The sequence below is a fragment of the Pseudomonas fluorescens genome (assembly GCF_902497625.1).
In the GTDB taxonomy this organism is placed as follows: Bacteria; Pseudomonadota; Gammaproteobacteria; order Pseudomonadales; family Pseudomonadaceae; genus Aquipseudomonas; species Aquipseudomonas fluorescens_BQ.
This window is the reverse complement of the sequence record NZ_CABVGX010000001.1, coordinates 228,733-247,399: the sequence shown is the minus strand read 5'-3', so window position 1 is coordinate 247,399 and position 18,667 is coordinate 228,733. Positions and strand designations below refer to the sequence as shown.

The window sequence follows — 18,667 nt, the reverse complement described above, 5'->3', positions numbered from 1 at the left end:
GGCTGACGCAGGCTGCGCCAGCTGCTACAGGGGCAGGGCTACTTCAGTTTTGCCAGCAATGCTTGCGCCGCAGCCTCCGACGACGCCGGATTCTGCCCGGTGATCAGCAGGCCGTCGGTCACTACATAGCTCGCCCAATCAGCGTCCTTGGAGTAATTGCCACCCTTCTCCTTCAGCATGTCCTCGACCAGGAATGGCACGACATCGGTCAACTGTACCGCCTCTTCTTCACTGTTGGTGAAGCCCGTCACCCGCTTGCCTTTAACCAAAGGCTGACCTTCTGCGTCTTTGACGTGACGCAGAACGCCCGGAGCATGACAGACCGCCGCCACGGGTTTTGCGGCCTGAAAAAACGCCCCGATCAATGCGATCGAGACAGGGTCCTCGGCCAGATCCCACAAGGGGCCGTGACCACCCGGGTAGAACACCGCATCGTAGTCATCCGCGCGCACGCTGCTCAGTAAACCGGTGGAAGCCAATGCCGCCTGAGCGGCGGAGTCCTGGCGGAAACGATCGGTCGATGCAGTTTGCGCATCCGGCTCATCGCTTTTCGGGTCAAGCGGCGGTTGGCCGCCCTTGGGTGAAACCAGGGTCAATTGGGCCCCGGCATCCTTGAAAGCGAAATACGGTGCGGCGAACTCTTCCAGCCAGAATCCGGTTTTCTTACCCGTGTCGCCCAACTGATCGTGGGAGGTCAAGACCATCAGGATTTTCATGTCGCGCTCCTTGAGTTGATAGGGGTTGAGTCAGCGTGGCGCTGTTTTGCAGGATTCACGATTTATCCGCAGTTTCCTGCGCAGTCGATTCGCCGCTTTCAGTCCCCTTGCCGTTTTCTTTGCGCCGAGTCGGATCGGTCGGTCTCAACGCGTCGTTGTCCCGCTCCACCTCTCCCGGTGGATACGGTTCTTCAGGATTCTGGGTAGTGTCTTTCGATTTGCCGCTCATGATCATTAACCTCAGGTTTCAGGATCGTCGACCTCGTGGGCGACGTTCTCGGCGGGCGAGTTTTTGTGCGATTGCTCAGCCTTGGCTTTGAGCGTCTGCCATTGCACGAGGTCAATGGCGCCCTGCCCCAACAAGTCGTCGGCTACTCGCAGCAGTTCGGCGAAGTGTGAGTCGGGCGATTGCTGCCAATACGCTGTGTCGTCAAACAGACGTTGCCAGGAGGCAAGATCAGGTGGTTTGAGATCGTCGCTCATGCGAACTCCTGTGTACGGGCTTCTTCACTTAGGAGGACGCCGCACGGCCGAGAGTTCCGATTCAGTAGCCAGTCATTTCCAGATAGCCCTGCCCTGCGTGGCTACCACTCAGGCGCACGGGGCCTTCCCAGTACGGAATGCGCAAGTCCATCCACGCATTGGGGTTGAGCGCATCCACGCTGATGTCGAGTTGTTTGCCGGGAATTTTCACCGACCAGCGTACGGGCATCGAACGTCCAGCGACCTGCGCCGTGGTCTGCGGGATGAGGCTGATGTCGCTGGCGTGCAATGTTTGAGTCTGGCCCAAAGCATCGATCCAGGTGCCAGTGAGGTAGGGTTCGCCCTTCTTGTGGCGCATGCGGTACAGCATGACTTCCTCGCCGCCGTCCAGGTGCAGGGAGAACCAGTCCCAGCCCGTCTGATTTTCGGTGAGGGGCTGACTGCTCCATTCGCGGTCAAGCCATGCCCGGCCGCTGACCTGGTAAGCCGTGCCGTCAATTTCGACGGTGCCTGAAGCCTGAAAAAACGGCTGACTGTAATAATACGACGCCTGCCCTTGCTCGGATTTCTGACTGAAACCGTTATCGCCCTGCAACACCAGCGGGCGGGAAGCTGTCAGGTGCAGTCGGTAGCTGAACTCCTTGTCGCGGGCGCTGAGGTGCAGATCGGACAAGCTGTCTGAACCCTGGCTGCTGAACTGCCAATCATCGATCCACGCATTGAACGATCCCAGGCTCACCCCGGCCTGCCCGACGCCGCCACGGGCGTAGCGTTCAGCGGCATGGTGTGCCGTCGCCGACGTCACGGCCGCGTGCCCCAGCCAGATCACTTGATTACCCCAGCCTGGCACTTGGGGCGTTGCTTTCAAGGCGCTGCGGAACAGCGTCCATTGCACTCCGAATTCGCGACCCTGATTGTCTTTGAGGTTGGCAGTGACATACCACCATTCTATGCGAAAACCATCGTGCGGCCCGTGATCCGCCGGGAAACTGAAAACCCGTCCAGGCACCACCGGCGTAAACGCAGCCGCTTCGCCGCCCAGACCTGCAAAGCCCTTTTCAACCGGCGCCGAGTCATCGCATGCGCTCAACAGCAGCGCCAGCAGTAGCACTAAACATCTAATCATCATGGGCAAACGTCCTGAGCAGATCTGCCGGCTGCGTGCGATACAACGAGTACAACGGCCACGCGGATGCCAGCAATGTCGCCAACAACGCCAGCCCCATCAGCTGCAGCAGTTGCAGCGGGAACACGCGCAGGGGCAGGCGCCAACCGAAGGCCTGAACGTTGATCACGGTGTCCAGGCACCATGCCAGCGCGATACCCAAAGGCAACGCCAGCACCAGCGTCAGCACTGCCAGCAACCATGTCTGTCCCAGGTTGAGCAGCATCAATTGCCGACGCGTTACGCCCAACGCCCACAACGGGGCGAGTTGCCCGAGGCGACTCTGACTCTGGGTCAGCAGGCTGATGAACAAGGCCACGCCCGCGACGGCGAGCGTCAGGCTGTTGAGTGCGGAGGTGGCTGCGAAGGTGCGTTCGAACACTTGCGTGGACCAGCCCTTGAGCCGCGCTTGATCAACTATGCGGCTGTCTTCGAGCGCGAAGCGTGAATCCAGTGCACTCAAAAACTCGGGAATCAACGCCGGCTCGATTCGAAGGTTGAAACGGTTGGGCGTCAGCTGCGGCCAGCCGCGCAGCAGGTGCTCGATGTTGACCAGGACATGACCTTTGGGATTGCCGTAGTCGGCGTAGATCCCGATGACCTGCGGCGCCCACGTGCCGCCAGCGGTGGGAATGCTCAGGTGATCGCCCAACCTTACCTTCAGGCGCCGCGCCAGTTGCTCGCTGAGCATCAGCGTGTCCTCTTTCGCCAAGCGGTCCCATGGATCTTCGCCCAGCGCTTCGAGCAGTGGCCAATGCTGTCGATAGGTTGGATGATTGATCACGCCGAACACTTCCGCCGGCCAACCCTGCAATTGAACCGACACTTGCCAGTTGGGCAGCACGGCGGTGACCTGCGGTTGTTGTTGCAGCCAGCGTTGCATTTCGCTGGCCTGAGTCGGGTTTTGCGGGTTGAGGTAGAGCTCGGCGGTCAATCGCTGTTCCAGCCAGTCGTTGAAGGTTTCGCGGAAACCGGCGGTCATGCTGCCGGCGCCAATGTTGGCGGCCATAGCCAGCAGGAGCGCCATCAAGGCGAGACTCAGAGCAGGCAATTGCTGTCGGCAATCGGCGAGAAACCATTGGCCGAGCACCGAGCGACTGCGCCGCAGAATCAGCCGTAGCACCCCACTGAGCAGCACCGGCAACGCCAGCGCGGCGCCGATCAACAGCGCCGCCATCAGCACGAAACCGGCAGCAAGGCTGTCGCCAAAAACCCATGCCCACAATGCAATCGTACCCGCCGTTGCGGCAACCCAGCCTTGTCGACGCAGCCACCGCGCGTGGGCCTGATGCCAGGCTTGCGGATCGGCCAGTGCGAGCAACGGCAAGCGCGCCGCGCGCAGCAGGCTGTTGGCGCCGGCCAGCAATGCGCCAAGCAGACTCAGGCCAATGCCGCTCAGCCACCACCCGACACTGAGGTGCAACTGCCCCGCTACTTCGGCGCCGTACAAACCCCGCAGGCTGGCGGCGATATCCGGCAACAGCACGCCGGCGAGCAGGTAGCCGCTGACGACACCGAACAAGCCTCCGATCAGTGCCAATGCGCCCAGCTCAACGACCAGACAAGTGATCAGCATTCGCGCGCTCACGCCGCAGGCACGCAGGGTTCGCAGTAGGCCGCGGCGCTGTTCCAGCGCCAGACCGATCGCGGCGTGGACGATGAACAGGCCAACTACGAAAGAAAGGAAACCCAAGGCGTCCAGGTTCAGGTGGAAGCTTTCGGTCAGGCGTGCAAGATTGTTTTCTTCGTCGCTGGTTTTGAGTTGCAGCACGCCCTTGAATTGATCGGGCAAGGGCGCGCTGAAATCTTTCGGCAACAGCAGGCGCGAGAGCTGATCCGGCAGGCCCAGAATCTGTTGGGCGAAGCCGATGTCCACCAACAACATGCCCGGCGCCATGTCGCTCTGGCTGCGCAGCGGTGGCAGCTTCACACCGTTGGAATTCAGCGGCTGGTCGCCTTCACTCAAGCCCAGGGATTGCAGCGTCTGCGGCGAAATCCAGGTGCTGCCCGGCGGCGTGAAGAACTCGACAATCTGGTCGATCGGTAAGGCCTGGCCGGCCACTGCGGTACCTGGCGGCAACGACACCGGTTCGATGCCCATCAGCTGCAAGCGTTGCGCTTGCTGGCCCTGGAGCGTGACCCGGCCTTGCAACACTGGCGACACTGGCCAACCGGCGCGGCGCAGGTCGACAAACAGTTGCTGAGGAAAAATTGCGCCGTCTGGCGTGGTGAGGCTGGCCTGGGGTTCGCCGCCAATCAGCTGACTGGCCCGGGCGTAGCTTTCCCGCGCCTGACTGTTCAATGCCTGCACGCCGGTCAACAGGCTGGTGGCGAGCCACAGCCCGGTCAGCACGCTGAAAAATTGCACCGGGTGCTGGCGCCAGTGGCTGAGTAGAGCCCTCAAGGTCTCGCGAAAAACTCGCACGTCAGTGCTCGTCTGCGTTGGCCAGACGGCCACGGTGCAGCACCACTTTATCTGCCAGGCGCGCGGCCACTCTGTGGCTGTGGGTGACCATTAACAGAGTGGTCGGACTATCGTCGAGCAACTCCAGGAGCAACTTCAGTACCTCGTCGCTGGTGCTTTCATCAAGGCTGCCGGTAGGTTCATCGGCCAGCAGCAGTCTGGGTCTGGCCGCCAATGCCCGCCCCAGTGCGACGCGCTGTTGCTGGCCGCCGGAAAGCTGCTCGGGATAACGCTCAAGTAAATCCCCCAGGCCCAAACGCTGCACCAGATGCGCTTGCCACTGCCGATCATGGCGGCCGGCGAGACGCGCCTGAAACGCCAGGTTGTCGGCGACGCGCAGACTGCCGATGAGGTTGAATTGCTGGAATACCAAGCCAATTTCCGTGCGGCGCCAGTTGGCCAGTTGAGCTTCGTTCATGTGTTCAAGGTGAAACTCGCCGCTGCGGATGCTGCCACGATCGACTTTGTCGAGCCCGGCGACGAGATGCAGCAGGGTGCTTTTGCCACTGCCGGATTCGCCCATCAACGCGAGGCTGCTGCCGGGTTTGAGGGTGAGGTCGATGCCTTGCAATACAGGCAACGGGCCTTGGGGAGTGGCATAGCTCTTAAAGACGCCTTGGACCTGAAGCATGGGGAAAGGCTCGCTGGATGCAGTGGGCCTAGGATAGCGGAAGGCAGCATGCACGAGTGATCGTTCTTCGCGTGCAGGGGCTGCTCAGGTTAAGCAGACTTCACTGCCCCACCGCCACATCCGCAGGCGCCTTGGTTGGGGTGACGATCCTGTTCAGGTCGATGTGCTTCCACTCCGGCTTGGCCCCAAGTCTCGCATTGAAGCGATAGTTGAAAGTGAACTCGTCTTCGGTCGGCACCGTCAGCGGTTTGCCGTACACCGATTCAATCCCGGCCAGGTCGTAGCCCATCAGTTGCAGCAGGGTCGGGAAAATATTGTAGTGGCTGGAGCGGTCCTTGTTGGCGGGTAACTGCGCCTGCCAGTCCAGCGTCGTCAATCCACTGCCCTGAATCACCAACAGTGGCACTAGGCCCTCCTCCTCCACCGGGTTGCCGCCGCAATGTGTGTTCAGCCCGGGATTACCGCGTTCATGCAAATCCTGGCCGTGGTCCGAGGTGTAAATCACCACGGCATTGTTCAAATGCCCCTGCGCCAGCAGTCGCGAGAAAAACTCGCCGACATTCCATAACAGCGTGTTCTTGTAGGCATTGCGATATAGCAACCAGTCATCCGGCTTGCCATCAAAACCTTCGCGTTTACCGGTTTCCGCCACCTCCACAAACTGCCCGCGAGGCAGCGTCGGGCGGTACGCCATGAACGCATCCGGAAACTTGTCATGCACCGGGAAATGCGCGCCCACTTTGTTGATCACCACCATCTGCGGACGGTCATCGTTGATCAAACTGACCAGCTTCGCCGCCGCCGCCATGTCGCGGTCGAGCACGCTGGTCTGGTCAAACTGTACAAACTCGTCGATGTCATTTTTTTCGCTGTCTTTCATCAGATTCTGCAGATGGCCGCCAGTCGTCTGCGCATCGATATACACAGTGCTCAACCCGGCTTTTTTGGCGTACTGCCAGATCGACGGCAGAGTGCTGTTGATGCGCACGTAATCGGCGCGGGTACCGCCGTAACGCAGGGTGACATTGGTGTCGACGCTGCAGTTGGCAATCGATGCGGCATAGCCGTAGTTGAAAATCTCGACCCCGGGCGGTGGCGACTTGAGGTTGCTGTGCACCCCGAATGGCGCGTTGATGTCCAGGTAATTGCCGGAGATGCTCTCATCGATGATGAGCACGATGTCATGGCCCACCGGGCGATCAGCGCGGGCCAGGGTGACTGGCTCGCGCGGGCCGACAGTGTTGTGCAGCGATTCATAAGCAAACAGATTCAGATACGCCAGCGGCGTGAACATCACCGGCAAGCCACGCGCGCCCTCCCCGCCACGCACAAACAACACGGCACTGAGCAACACCACACCGAACACCGGCGCCGCCACCAGCAAACCGCCAGGCACAGATGGGCGTCTGCGCGGTTTTAACGCGATGCCGAACAGTAACAGCAAGCCACTGAGCAGCCCGCTGATAATCGCCCCGCGGTACTGGTACGCCGCTTCCTCGATAAAGCCGCCGGAATACACCAGCGAAACGAAGGCGCTGTAGGTCAGGTAATCGGCCGTGACGCGGGTGTAAACGTCAAAGAACACCGCCGAGACGAACATCGTCAGGGCAAACACATAACGAATCAGCGGCTGGCGAATGTATGCAGTCATGAACAGCGCCACCGTCAACAGCACGAACATCCCGCCGTAAAGCAGCACCGGAAAGCCAATACCCATGGCACTCAAGCGTTCAAAATAGTAGTCATAAAACTTGATTAAATAGACAACTAAAAACAGCTCTTTGAGGTATCGAATCATAGTCTTTCCGGAGTCCGTCGACGCAACAGGCCAGGAGTTTGTCGGCCAGATTTTGACACTAGCACCGGGCCACTAAAGAGCAAGAAATGTCAGAAATTTTGCAAAAGCGTCAAAAAAATGTTGACTCAAATCTGACACAGTTGATTCTCCTGAAGCCACCGGTTTCAGGGCCTATGACCGTTTATCGCTTTGTTGAAACTCATATAAATCCTTCAAAAATCCGGCAAATCCAGCACTGGCAAGCACTTGATGGCCAATCGCCGTCTAAACACGCCCGTAAGTAACACTAGAACATGTCATTTTGCTGACACGTTTTCCTGCGGCTGGTCTATACCCCTTTTGACAGTCCCAATTCTGATTTCTCCACCGTCTTACGAGGCACGCCAATATGGACGTGAGCGTATTTGGTACGGGCTACGTTGGCCTGATACAAGCAGCGGCACTGGCCGATGTCGGACATCGTGTCCTGTGTGTCGACATTGATCCCAACAAGATCAAACAACTGCAACAAGCAGTACCGCCTATCAGTGAACCGGGCCTGTCCGGCACGCTGGAGGAAAACATCAAGGCCGGCCGGTTGATGTTTACTACCCAGGCCAGTGATGCCGTCGAGCACGCCGAGCTGATCTTCATCGCAGTCGGCACACCGGCCGATGAAGACGGTTCCGCTGACCTCAGCCACGTGCTCAACGTCGCCCGGCAGATCGCCAACCACATGGAGGCCGATCGCACGCTGATCATCAAATCCACCGTACCGGTCGGCACGGCGGACCAGGTCACCGCCACCGCCAGCGAAGAACTGCAGCGTCGCGGCAAATCCCTGAAGGTGCGGGTCGTCTCCAACCCGGAGTTTCTCAAGGAAGGCAGTGCCCTCGCCGATTGCATGCGCCCGGACCGGATCATCGTCGGCACCGATGACGAACAGGCCCGCGACCAGTTGACCGAGCTCTACGCGCCTTTCTGCCGCAACCGCGAAAAACTGATGTTCATGGACAACCGCAGTGCCGAGCTGACCAAGTACGCCGCCAATGCCATGCTTGCTACGCGCATCAGCTTCATGAACGAACTGGCCAACCTTACCGAACTGCTCGGCGCCGACATCGAAGCGGTGCGCAAAGGCATCGGTTCGGACCCGCGCATCGGCTACCACTTCATCTACCCCGGCTGCGGTTTTGGCGGTTCGTGCTTCCCCAAGGATCTGCGCGCGCTGTTGCACACCGCCGAACACAACGGCATGCCGCTGCGGTTGCTGCGCAGCGTGACTGATGTCAACGACAGTCAGCGCCACATTCTCTTCGGCAAACTCAAGGCGCAGTTCCCCGAAGGATTGGCCGGCAAATCCATTGCGATCTGGGGCCTGGCGTTCAAACCCAACACTGATGACATGCGCGAAGCGCCCAGCCGCTACCTGATGGATGCGTTGTGGGCAGAAGGCGCGAGCGTGCAGGCCTACGACCCGGAAGCCATGTCCGAATGCCGACGCATTTACGGCTACCGCAACGACCTGCACCTGTGCGCGACCCGCGACGACACCCTGGAAGACGCCGATGCGCTGGTGATCTGCACCGAGTGGAAAAACTTCCGCGTAGTCGACTTCGAGCTGCTGGCCGGCAAGCTGCGCTCCAGGGTCATCGTCGACGGCCGCAACCTCTACAACCCTGAACACGTAGCAGCGGCCGGCTTGCATTACAGCGGTATTGGCCTGCGCCACATTGCTCCCGAGGCCTTGCGACCATGAAGATACTTGTCACCGGAGCCGCCGGCTTCATTGGTGCCCACTGTGTGTTGCGCTTGTTGCGCGACGGGCACGAAGTCATTGGCCTGGATAACTTCAATGATTACTACGACCCGCAACTCAAGCACGATCGCGTGAATTGGGTGCAGGAGCAGGCCGGCCCTTTCCAGCTCGCTAGAGTTGACCTGGCCGATGCCGCGGCCATGGCAAAACTGTTTGCCGATGAAAAACCCGAGGTGGTCATCCACCTCGCAGCACAGGCCGGTGTGCGTTACTCGCTGGAAAATCCGCGGGCCTACGTCGACAGCAATCTGGGCGGTTTTCTCAACATCCTCGAGAGCTGCCGCAATCATCCGGTCAAGCACCTGATCTACGCCTCGTCGAGTTCGGTCTACGGCGCCAACCAGACCACACCTTATTCGGTGAAAGACGGCGTCAATCATCCGCTTTCGCTGTACGCCGCGACCAAGAAAGCCAACGAGCTGATGGCGCACAGTTACGCCCACCTGTTCAACATTCCCTGCACCGGCCTGCGCTTTTTCACCGTGTACGGACCGTGGGGCCGGCCGGACATGTCGCCCATCCAGTTTGCCCGGGCGATCGCCGAAGGCACGCCACTGAAGCTGTTCAACTACGGCGAGCATCAGCGCGACTTCACCTACATCGACGACATCATCGAGAGCATCGCGCGCCTGATCGACCTGCCGCCGCACGCCGCGCCCGAGTGGGATCGCGAGCAGCCTGATCCGTCCAGCAGCATGGCGCCGTGGCGGATCTACAACATCGGCGGCCAGCATCCGGTGGAACTCAAGGAATACCTGGCCCTGCTGGAAAAACACCTGGGACAAAAAGCCGTGGTCGAGTTGCTGCCCCTGCAACCTGGCGACGTGCTGAACACTTGCGCCGATGCCAGCGATCTGGCCCAGGCCACCGGTTTCCAGCCCTGTATCGCGCTGGATGAGGGACTCGGGCGTTTCATTGCCTGGTTCCGCGAGTACTACCCACTGCCTATCGCCAACGCGCCGCTCGCGGCTGAACTTCAGCGGAGGAATCCATGACTGGACATGAACAAGGTGTACCGCTCCAACAGCTGCGTCGCGACAAGCGCCTGGACCCTGAGCACCGAATGCGCCTCGATACAGCGATCCACCGGCAAGGCCGTGGCTGGATGACCGGTCGTGACGGCGGCCGACCGTGGACGCTGTCGCGCACCAATCGCGTGCTGGCATGCGTCGGTGCCTTGCTGATCCTGCTGGTGTTTTCGCCCCTCTTGCTCGGTCTGGCACTGCTGATCAAACTCAGCAGCCCGGGGCCAGTAATGTTCGTGCAAAAACGTACCGGCTACCGTGGCCGCAAGTTCGGCATGTACAAGTTTCGCACCATGGTCGCCAACGCTGAAGAGCTCAAAGAGTCGTTGCGCCACCTTAACAAGCACGGTGCCGACGCTATCGACTTCAAGATCGACAAGGATCCGCGTATCACCCCCATCGGCGGATTTCTGCGGCGCAGCAGCCTCGACGAATTGCCGAACCTGATCAATGTAGTGATGGGCGACATGCGCCTGGTAGGCCCCCGTCCGACCTCGTTCACCAGTTATCGCTACAAGGACAATCATCTGGCTCGCCTGAGCATCTACCCCGGCATGACCGGCCTGTGGCAGATATCCGGGCGCAGCAATATCGACTTCGACCAGCGCGTTGAGTTGGACCTCAGCTACATCGCCGAGCAGAGCCTGCTGCTTGATCTGAAGATCCTGTTGAAAACCCCCTTCAAAGTATTCAGCGGCCACGGAGCGAGTTAAATGGACGGTTCATCAGCCAAAAGCCTCACCATCGCAAACCCGAGCGAGTCCAATTTGACTTCGACTGTGCTCGATCAAGATCTGCGGATCCTATTCCTGACTGCCGCCAACCCCGGCGCAGGCACCACCACCAGCGCCCTGGCGCTGGCGAGCCAACTGGCACAAATGAGCAGCGGCGACGTGCTGCTGATCGACGCCAGCCACTCGGCCACCAACCTTTCGCAGCAACTCGGTTTGACCAAGGAGCGCGGCTTGCGCGACTTGCTGTTCAACACGCAGAGCCCGCCGCTGTTGCAGGACTGCGTGGTGAACGTCTCGAGCCTGCCGTTTCACGTGATGCCCAACGGCCGGTTTGTGCGCGGCACCGAGCACCTGACCCCGGAACGCCTGAGCCCGTTGCTCGACCAGCTCGGCAGCCAGTACCGCTTCGTCGTGATTGACGGCGACGCGGTGTATTCGGCGGCCGACACCCTGGTCATCAGCACTCAGGTCGATGGCGTGATCCTGGTGGTGCGCTCCGAAGACACCCGCTGGGAGGTAGCCCAGGCCGCCGTCCAGCGCCTGACTCAGGCCGGCGCGAAACTGGTGGGCAGCGTCTTCAACCGACGCAAGTACTACATGCCTAAATGGCTCTACAAAAACCTGTAAGCCACTGCAAAAGGATGACGCCATGAACGCCAGAATGCTTGTCCTGCTGTTGCTGCCGCTTGCGGGTTGCACCAGCACTTCGGAAACACAAAACATGCCGGTGAATATCCTCACCGCTGCGCCAGCCAACGCCCAGGCCACGGACATGCCCCGGGTCGAACAGACTCTGCGGCCACAGGATGTGCTGGACGTGATCTTCCGCATCAGCACCAGCGGCTCGGAAGCCTACCGCGTGCAGTCCGGTGACCAGATCGGCCTGAACTTCACCGCAGCCAGTCAGCTCAACGGCAACCAACTGGTGCTGCCCGACGGCACCATTGAACTGCCCGGTGCCAACACCTCGGTGAAAATTGCCGGGCTCACCAGCGAAGAAGCGCGTCAGGAGATCCAGCGCGCCTATCAACGCAAACAGCTGTTCCAGCCCAACCGCAACCAACTGTCGGTGCAGGTCATCAGCCCGCTGAGTAATGAGGCCAACCTCAAAAGCGCACTGAACCACCCCGGCACCGGCATGAGCCGCGAGATCACCGTGGGCACCGACGGCTATGCGAGTTTTCCGGAAATCGGCTCCGTGCCACTGCAAGGCATGACGGTCAATCAGCTGGAAACCTTCCTTAATAAGCGCTACGCCGAACTGCCGGGCCGGATGACCGTGGACGTGTTGCTCAAATCCACCGCCGGCAATGAAATCTTCGTGCTCGGTGAGGTGGCCCAACCCGGCTCCTATCCGATCCGTCGGCCGGTCTCGGTACTGGAAGCGTTGACCCTGGCCCGTGGCACCAACATCAAGGCGCGCCTTGATTCGGTGGTGATCATGCGCCGCAACGGCAATCAGGTTCAGGCACGCCGCTACGACGTCGAAAAAGCCCTCTCGGGCGATGCGTCGCAGATCGCCTACTTGCAACCCGACGACATGCTGTACGTGCCCAAGACCAAACTGGCCAGCGCCGGTGAGCTCGCGCGGCAGCTGGCAGACGTGGTGTTGTTCCAGGGCGTGGGCCTCAGCTTCGGCTATCGCCTCGACGACAAAGACAGTGACAGCAACTAACTCTCAGGTGAATCGACATGAATCCAAAGGAAAACTACCTGCATGAGTTCTTCAGGATCTTCTTTGCCAACAAACAGTTGGTCAAGCGAGTGTTCCTGGTCTTTGCAGTGATCGCGCTGGTCTTGCCGCTGATGCTCAAACAGAGCTTCGATATCACCGCCCAGGTGATCGTGCAGTCCAAAAAACTGTCACAAGGCGACGCCACCACGTCGCTTAATCAGGAGAACGCCTCGTTCATTCCGCCGTCTCTGGCAGACATGGAAACCGAGAGCAATATCCTGCGCTCCCCTGCCTTGATCCGGCAGACCGTCAGTGACTTGCGCGAGCAGGGCGAATACTCTCCGCCGCCGAGCGGGTTCAACAAACTGGTGACCGAGCCGTTCAAACGCTATGTGGTCAATCCGCTGCGGGCCAAGGTGATCAACCCGATGCGCGATGCGCTCGGGCTCGAAACCGATCCGGTGCGCGATACTACGCTGGACTCGCTCACTGCTCAGGCCATCGACAGCCTGAAAATCGAAACGCTGCCAGGCTCCAACGTGATCTCCATCGTTTACAGCTTTGGTGATCCGGCGCAAGGCACCAAGTTCGTCGCAGCGCTGTTGCAGAACTACCTGGCCAGCCGTCAGGCGCTGCAATCGATCGACCTGCCGCAGAGCTTCTACGAAACCAAAAAGATGCAATATCAGGTGCGTCTCGATGGGCTGGAAGGCAATCGTCTGGGATTGCTTGAAGGGGTCGGTTCGTCCGATCCGAAGGAAGAAATCACCTTCCGCCTCAATGCGATCAATACCGAGGAGCAAGCGCTCAACCTGTACCGCGATCGCCTCCTGCAAAGCCAACGCTGGCTGGAATACCTGAAAACCAGCCTGGCTGCCGCCAAGGACTCCAAACTCAACGACTACACCTTCCCCTACACCTTTACCACCACCGTGGACAACGTCGCCTTCGAAGATCGCGAGATCAAACAGATGGGCGAGGCGCTGACCACCCAGGTCAGCCGCTACATGAACGACCTGGCGATTTTCCAGCCGGGCAGTGAACCGATGCTGCTGACCCGCGAGCAAATTGCCCGCACCCGTCAGCAGTTCCTGAAGGTGGTGAGCAACCGGATTCAGGAACGCACCAATGACATCGCCATTGTCAGCTCAGTGATCGAGCAGAAAACCGCACGCATCGCCGAGTTCAAGGAGCGCATCCACCAGCTGCAAGTGACGCAAAGCAAACTGCGCCAGATGGACACCGAGATCGACGCGCTGCACGCGGCGTTCTCCACCTACGCGCAGCGTTTTGCCGAAAGCAGCAGCGCCCGTTCGCTGGACAGCGACTTGTCCAACGCCCGCGTGCTCAGCCCGCCGTACGAACCGACCGAAGCTGCCTTTCCGAAACCGATGCTGATTATTCCGTTCGGTTTGCTCGCCGGTCTGTTGCTGGCCATCGCCTTGGTCTACGTGCGTGAGTTCTTCGATCATCGCTTCAAGCACCCTGCGCAAATCAGCCACGAGCTGGGCCTGCCAGTGCTGTTGGTGATCAATGACCAGAACACGCTGCCCGCCAACCCACACAGAAGCATCTCCATGCGTGGCTTTGCACACTGGGTGCGCAATTGAACGCGCCGCTCAGCGCCACCCGTCACACCAGCGCCCTGCCGATCATTCACTTGCTCAGCAGCGGCGGCTTCTATGGGGCTGAGCGGATGCTGCTGGACCATTGCCTGGCGACGCCGGGGCAGCACCAGGTGCTGTTTCTCGACGCGCCGCCAGAGCTGATTGCGCGGTTTCGCGACGCCTCGGTGGATTGCCAGGGCTGCGCGGGGCTGGGGGACCTGCTCGGGCATTTGCGTCAGCGGCGTGCTGAAAAGCCGCTGATCAATACGCACAATTTCAAAGGCCTGTTGTTTGGCTGGGTCGGCGCGACACTGTTGCGCCTGCCACTGGTGATTACGCAGCACGGGTTCACCCCGCGCAGTCGCAAGCAGAAGTTTTACACCTGGTTGAGCTTGCAGCTGTGCCGCACGGCCTCGGTGAATCGTGTGGTCTGCGTGGCCGAAAGCATCGCGGCGCTGCACCGCAAAGCCAGCGTGCATGCCGACAAGTTGCAGGTCATTCCCAATGGCTTGCCGGCGGCCAACGGTTCGTTCACCCACGCGGCTGAAGGGCCGCGCTGGCTGGCCGGGTACGTCGGGCGTCTGAGCAGTGAAAAGGGTCCCGACCTGTTTCTTGATGCGCTGATCCCGCTGTGCCTGCAGCACCCGCAACTGGACGCCGTCATGCTCGGCGACGGCCCGGAACGCGACAGCTTGCTGGCGCGCATTGAAGCGGCAGGTTTGCAGGCGCGCATCACGCTGCCGGGGTATCAGACCGACATGAGCGTGTGGTGGCGGCAACTCGATGCGCTGGTGATCAGCTCACGCACCGAGGGCACGCCGATGATTCTGCTGGAAGCGATGCAAGCCGGGGTGCCGGTAGTGGCCTTCGGCGTCGGCGGCATTCCCGATGTGCTGGAGCATCGGCACAACGGGCTGCTGGCGACGGCCGCCGACAGCACCGCCCTCGCCCGGCAGATCGGCACCTTGCTGACGGACCCGGCGCTGGCCAGTGAGCTGATCGACAACGCAAGACGTACGCAACTGGATCGCTACGACCTCAAGGCCTTGGCCGAACGCTGGTCGCAGCTTTATATCCGTACTGCACGGGAGGCTCGCGCGTGATATTTCCACTCTCGATCGTCAGTTTGCTCGCCCTGGTCTGCCTTGGTTTGCTGGCCAGCCCTTATCCGTTTCTGGCACCCGCTGCGGTGCTGGGCCTGGTCGGTGTCTCGCTGCTGTACCGAAAACCCACGTGGGGTCTGCTCGGGATTGCGGTGCTGGTGCCGTTCGAAGGTTTCTTCAAGGAAAACGAAATTTCCGGCACCAAATTCATCGGTGTGTCGCTGGCCGTGATCCTGATGCTGCAGCTGGCCATTCACCAGATTCCCTCGGAACGCCTGCGCAGCAACATATGGCGCTATCTGGTGTGGTTTATCGCGCTGTACCTGTTGAGTCTGCTGGCCACCGACAACCTCGGCATGTCACTGAGTCACCTGCGCGAACTGAGTGTCGGTTTCATTCTGTTTGTGATCACTCTGCTGATCGGTCGTGAACTGAATATGGATTTGTTTGCCCGCTTGGTAACGCTCAGCGTGACGGCGACCTGCGCCTTGGCGATGTTCTCGGCCAAATATCAGGATCAGGGCCGAGCCTCCGGCCTGCTCGAAGACCCGAACGGCTTCGCCATGCTCATCGCCTTCGCTGTACCGCTGGCCCTGTGGCTGGTGATCAGCAGTCCGAAAATGTTGCACCGGTTGTTCTGGGCCACCTGCTTCATTCTGCTGTTGGGCGGCATGACCAAGACCGAATCGCGCTCCGGGCTGGTGGTGCTGTTTCTCAGCCTGATGATTGGCGTCTGGCACTACCGCACCGAGCTGGCGCGTATTCGTCCCCGGCACCTGGGCTTTGCCATGCTCGGCGCGGTAATCGCGATCCCGCTGGTGATCCATGCGATGCCGGCCGGTTACGTCGAGCGCATCAAGTCCTTGAGTATTCTCAGCGCCGGCGCCCGCAGTCAGGACGCTTCGCTGGGGCGTCGCGCCTCCTACATCGTGGTCGGCAGCGAGATGATCCGCGAAAACCCGCTGATCGGCACAGGGCCCGGGACCTTCCCGCTGCACTATGCCGCCACGGGTTACGCCAAGGCTTTCTCGGCCAACCGCAAGATCGGCGACCTGTACCGGCGCGCGCACAACACCTACCTGGAAATCTTCAGTGAGCTTGGCATCCCCGCCGGGCTGATGTTCGTCGGCATGCTGGGCCTGGGCCTGTACAACCTGATCCGCGCACGCGGCGCCTGGCTGTTGCGACGTAACGGCGCGCAGGCGGACCTGATGACGCACCTGAGCATGAGCTTCCTGTCATTGACGCTATTCCTGATGTTCCTCAGTGCACCGAACCAGAAGTACGTGTGGATCATGCTCGCCCTGACCAGCGTGCTGCGTTTGAAAGCCGAAGAAAGTCCGTTGCCGGAGGCCAGGGCATGAGCCTAATCAGTATTGTCATTCCGATGTACAACGAAGCGAAGCACATCGGCCGCACGCTGCTCGCGGCACAAAAAGCCGCGCATGCGGCCAACCTCGAATGCGAGTTGATCGTAGTGGACAACGGCTCCAGTGATCAGGGCCCGCAGATCGCCCGACAGTTCGGAGCGCAGGTGCTGGTGGTACCGGGCGTACTGATCGGCGCACTGCGCAATCGCGGTACGGCCATCGCAACAGGGCAATGGCTGGCCTTCATCGACGCCGACGTGGAAATGCCGGAAGACTGGCTGCGGCCGTTGATTGAACTGGAAAGCAGCGGCCAGGCGGATGTCTTCGGCCTTGACCTGCACACCCCCGCCCAGGCGCCGTGGTACGCCACGGCCTGGCAACGGCGGACATTGCGCCCGGCCACTCATGCCGTGCGCAAAGTCGACTGGCTGCCCAGCTGCAATCTGTTGATGCGCCGCAGTTGGTTCGACAAGGTTGGCGGTTTCGACGAAAGTTTGCGCACGGGCGAGGACAAGGATTTCACCTTGCGTCAGCACGAAGCTGGCGCGCAATTGTTGGCGATCAACCAGAGCGTTGCCCTGCATTGGGGCTACGAAGCCAATTGGCGCGAGTGGATGGGCAAGGAAATGTGGCGTCAGGGCAGCCATCTGCAACTGTTGCGCAACCACGGCATCAGTCTGCGCCTGCTGCGCTTCCCTCTGTTATCCCTTGGCGCCTGGCTCCTGGACTTCCTGGCGATCTCGGCGCTGATGGGCGGCTTCCCTCATCACGCACTGCTGATGATCATGCTCACGACCCTGCCTGCATTGGTGATGAGCGTTCGCCAGAGCCACAAGCACCGCAACATCGGCCTGACCCTGCAACTGTGGGGGTTGCATTGGGTGCGCTTGCACCTGGCCGGCGCCGCGTTCGCCCTCAGTATGTGTCGTTGGACTGCCAGGAGGCCTGCCCGTGGCTGAATTCTTTTTCTGGACTTGCCTGTTGCTGCCCGCGTACGCCTACGTCGGTTATCCGCTGCTGCTGAGTGTGCTGGCGCCGCTGTTCCCGGCGCGGCGCATCACGCCAGCGGCGCCGATGAATGTCAGCATCGTGATCGCCGCGCACAACGAGGCGCGGCACATCGAACACAAGTTACGCACACTGCTCGCCCAGGATTATCAGCCTTCCTCGCTGCAGATCATTCTGGCCAGCGACGGTTCGACCGATGACACGGTAGCGTGCGCACACCGGGTGGTCGACCCGCGCATCACCGTGCTCGACCTGCCGCGCCAAGGTAAAGCGGCGACCCTGAACACCGGCGCAGCACTGAGCACCGGCGACATTCTGGTGTTTACCGACGCCGACAACCAATGGTCGCGCGACACCCTCGGCCATTTGCTCGCGCCGCTCGCCGACCCTGAAGTCGGGGCCTGCGCCGGGCATATGGTGATTCCGGTAACGGGCGGTGGCCTGAGTGTCGGCGACAGCCTCTATCGGCACTACGAAGGCTGGCTGCGCAAGGTCGAAAACCGCACCGGCTGCATGGTGTCCGCTGATGGTGCCCTGCTGGCGCTGCGTCGCGAGCTGTTCCAGAACATCCCGGCGGAGGTCAACGACGATTTCTTCATCAGTACCTGCGCGCCGGTTGCGCATAAACAAATCGTCTATGTGCCCGAGGCGCAGGTGATCGATCACGGTGTCGACGAGGCCGACAAGCAATTCCGTCGGCGCCAGCGCGTCACAGTCGGTGGCCTGCAAAGCCTGGCCCAGCGCAGCGAACTGCTCAATCCGATGAAACACGGCCTCTATTCGATTGCGTTGATCAGTCACAAGCTGATCCGCCGTCTGGCGCCGATCCTGTTGTTGCCATTGTTGCTGAGCAATTTCTGGCTGTGGCAGGAACACGGTTTTTATCGCTTGAGCCTGATCGCCCAGTTGTTCGGCTACACAGTGGCGATCGCCGGTCTGATGGACTTCAGACACCGCTTGCCCAAACCCTTCCGCCTCGCCGCGTTTCTTCTGGTGACCCTGGCCGGGATGAGTATCGGACTGTGGCAGTTCCTGCGTGGCCAGCGCTATGCGCAGTGGAATCCGGAACAGAATCGTTGAAAAAAGGAGC

General features: G+C 60.5%; 18 protein-coding genes. 11 read left to right on the top strand and 7 right to left on the bottom strand.

Annotated elements, in window-relative coordinates:
• Nucleotides 1-38 precede the first annotated feature (38 nt).
• The 7 genes from F8N12_RS01185 to F8N12_RS01160 form a co-directional block, all read right to left on the bottom strand.
• Nucleotides 39-716: a type 1 glutamine amidotransferase domain-containing protein gene (locus F8N12_RS01185; protein ID WP_150578758.1), complete on the bottom strand. Its 678-nt coding sequence runs from the start codon at nt 714-716 to the stop codon at nt 39-41.
• A 55-nt stretch (nt 717-771) separates the two neighbouring features.
• Entirely contained in the window at nt 772-945 is a 174-nt protein-coding gene (locus F8N12_RS27565) for a hypothetical protein (RefSeq protein ID WP_191623085.1), read from the bottom strand.
• A gap of 11 nt (nt 946-956) precedes the next feature.
• Nucleotides 957-1,199 (bottom strand): hypothetical protein, encoded by a 243-nt coding sequence (locus tag F8N12_RS01180; RefSeq protein ID WP_150578757.1) that lies wholly within the window; start codon nt 1,197-1,199, stop codon nt 957-959.
• 61 nt (nt 1,200-1,260) lie between these two features.
• Nucleotides 1,261-2,328 carry a lipocalin-like domain-containing protein gene (locus F8N12_RS01175; protein ID WP_150578756.1) on the bottom strand — a complete coding sequence of 356 codons (1,068 nt, stop codon included), beginning with the start codon at nt 2,326-2,328 and terminating at the stop codon, nt 1,261-1,263.
• Nucleotides 2,318-4,789 (bottom strand): ABC transporter permease, encoded by a 2,472-nt coding sequence (locus tag F8N12_RS01170; protein WP_150578755.1) that lies wholly within the window; start codon nt 4,787-4,789, stop codon nt 2,318-2,320. Before F8N12_RS01170 ends, F8N12_RS01175 begins: the two co-directional genes overlap by 11 nt.
• A 1-nt stretch (nt 4,790) precedes the next feature.
• Nucleotides 4,791-5,459: an ABC transporter ATP-binding protein gene (locus F8N12_RS01165; protein ID WP_150578754.1), complete on the bottom strand. Its 669-nt coding sequence runs from the start codon at nt 5,457-5,459 to the stop codon at nt 4,791-4,793.
• Nucleotides 5,460-5,559: 100 nt separating this feature from the next.
• The gene (locus F8N12_RS01160) at nt 5,560-7,257 is read right to left on the bottom strand and encodes a sulfatase-like hydrolase/transferase (protein ID WP_150578753.1); all 1,698 of its coding nucleotides are present in this window, start codon (nt 7,255-7,257) and stop codon (nt 5,560-5,562) included.
• Nucleotides 7,258-7,343: 86 nt separating this feature from the next.
• Here F8N12_RS01160 and F8N12_RS01155 point away from each other — a divergent pair, with 86 nt between their 5' ends.
• From F8N12_RS01155 to F8N12_RS01105, 11 genes are all read left to right on the top strand, one after another.
• Nucleotides 7,344-7,541, top strand: coding sequence for a hypothetical protein (locus F8N12_RS01155; RefSeq protein ID WP_150578752.1), 198 nt, complete (start codon nt 7,344-7,346; stop codon nt 7,539-7,541).
• 104 nt (nt 7,542-7,645) lie between these two features.
• The gene (locus F8N12_RS01150) at nt 7,646-8,995 is read left to right on the top strand and encodes a UDP-glucose dehydrogenase family protein (protein ID WP_150578751.1); all 1,350 of its coding nucleotides are present in this window, start codon (nt 7,646-7,648) and stop codon (nt 8,993-8,995) included.
• Nucleotides 8,992-10,050: an NAD-dependent epimerase gene (locus F8N12_RS01145; RefSeq protein ID WP_150578750.1), complete on the top strand. Its 1,059-nt coding sequence runs from the start codon at nt 8,992-8,994 to the stop codon at nt 10,048-10,050. Before F8N12_RS01150 ends, F8N12_RS01145 begins: the two co-directional genes overlap by 4 nt.
• The gene (locus F8N12_RS01140) at nt 10,047-10,793 is read left to right on the top strand and encodes a sugar transferase (RefSeq protein ID WP_150578749.1); all 747 of its coding nucleotides are present in this window, start codon (nt 10,047-10,049) and stop codon (nt 10,791-10,793) included. Before F8N12_RS01145 ends, F8N12_RS01140 begins: the two co-directional genes overlap by 4 nt.
• Complete coding sequence (locus tag F8N12_RS01135) at nt 10,794-11,441, top strand: CpsD/CapB family tyrosine-protein kinase (protein ID WP_150578748.1); 648 nt, start codon at nt 10,794-10,796, stop codon at nt 11,439-11,441.
• A 22-nt stretch (nt 11,442-11,463) separates the two neighbouring features.
• Nucleotides 11,464-12,489, top strand: a complete 1,026-nt coding sequence (locus F8N12_RS01130; protein WP_150578747.1) for a polysaccharide biosynthesis/export family protein — start codon at nt 11,464-11,466, stop codon at nt 12,487-12,489.
• Nucleotides 12,490-12,506: 17 nt separating this feature from the next.
• Nucleotides 12,507-14,099: a GumC family protein gene (locus F8N12_RS01125; RefSeq protein ID WP_150578746.1), complete on the top strand. Its 1,593-nt coding sequence runs from the start codon at nt 12,507-12,509 to the stop codon at nt 14,097-14,099.
• Entirely contained in the window at nt 14,096-15,199 is a 1,104-nt protein-coding gene (locus F8N12_RS01120) for a glycosyltransferase family 4 protein (protein ID WP_224787648.1), read from the top strand. The genes F8N12_RS01125 and F8N12_RS01120 overlap by 4 nt, the downstream gene beginning before the upstream one ends.
• Nucleotides 15,196-16,563: an O-antigen ligase family protein gene (locus F8N12_RS01115; RefSeq protein ID WP_150578745.1), complete on the top strand. Its 1,368-nt coding sequence runs from the start codon at nt 15,196-15,198 to the stop codon at nt 16,561-16,563. The genes F8N12_RS01120 and F8N12_RS01115 overlap by 4 nt, the downstream gene beginning before the upstream one ends.
• Nucleotides 16,560-17,528 carry a glycosyltransferase gene (locus tag F8N12_RS01110; protein WP_150578744.1) on the top strand — a complete coding sequence of 323 codons (969 nt, stop codon included), beginning with the start codon at nt 16,560-16,562 and terminating at the stop codon, nt 17,526-17,528. Before F8N12_RS01115 ends, F8N12_RS01110 begins: the two co-directional genes overlap by 4 nt.
• Nucleotides 17,521-18,657 (top strand): glycosyltransferase family 2 protein, encoded by a 1,137-nt coding sequence (locus F8N12_RS01105; RefSeq protein ID WP_150578743.1) that lies wholly within the window; start codon nt 17,521-17,523, stop codon nt 18,655-18,657. The genes F8N12_RS01110 and F8N12_RS01105 overlap by 8 nt, the downstream gene beginning before the upstream one ends.
• The last annotated feature ends 10 nt before the right edge of the window (nt 18,658-18,667 follow it).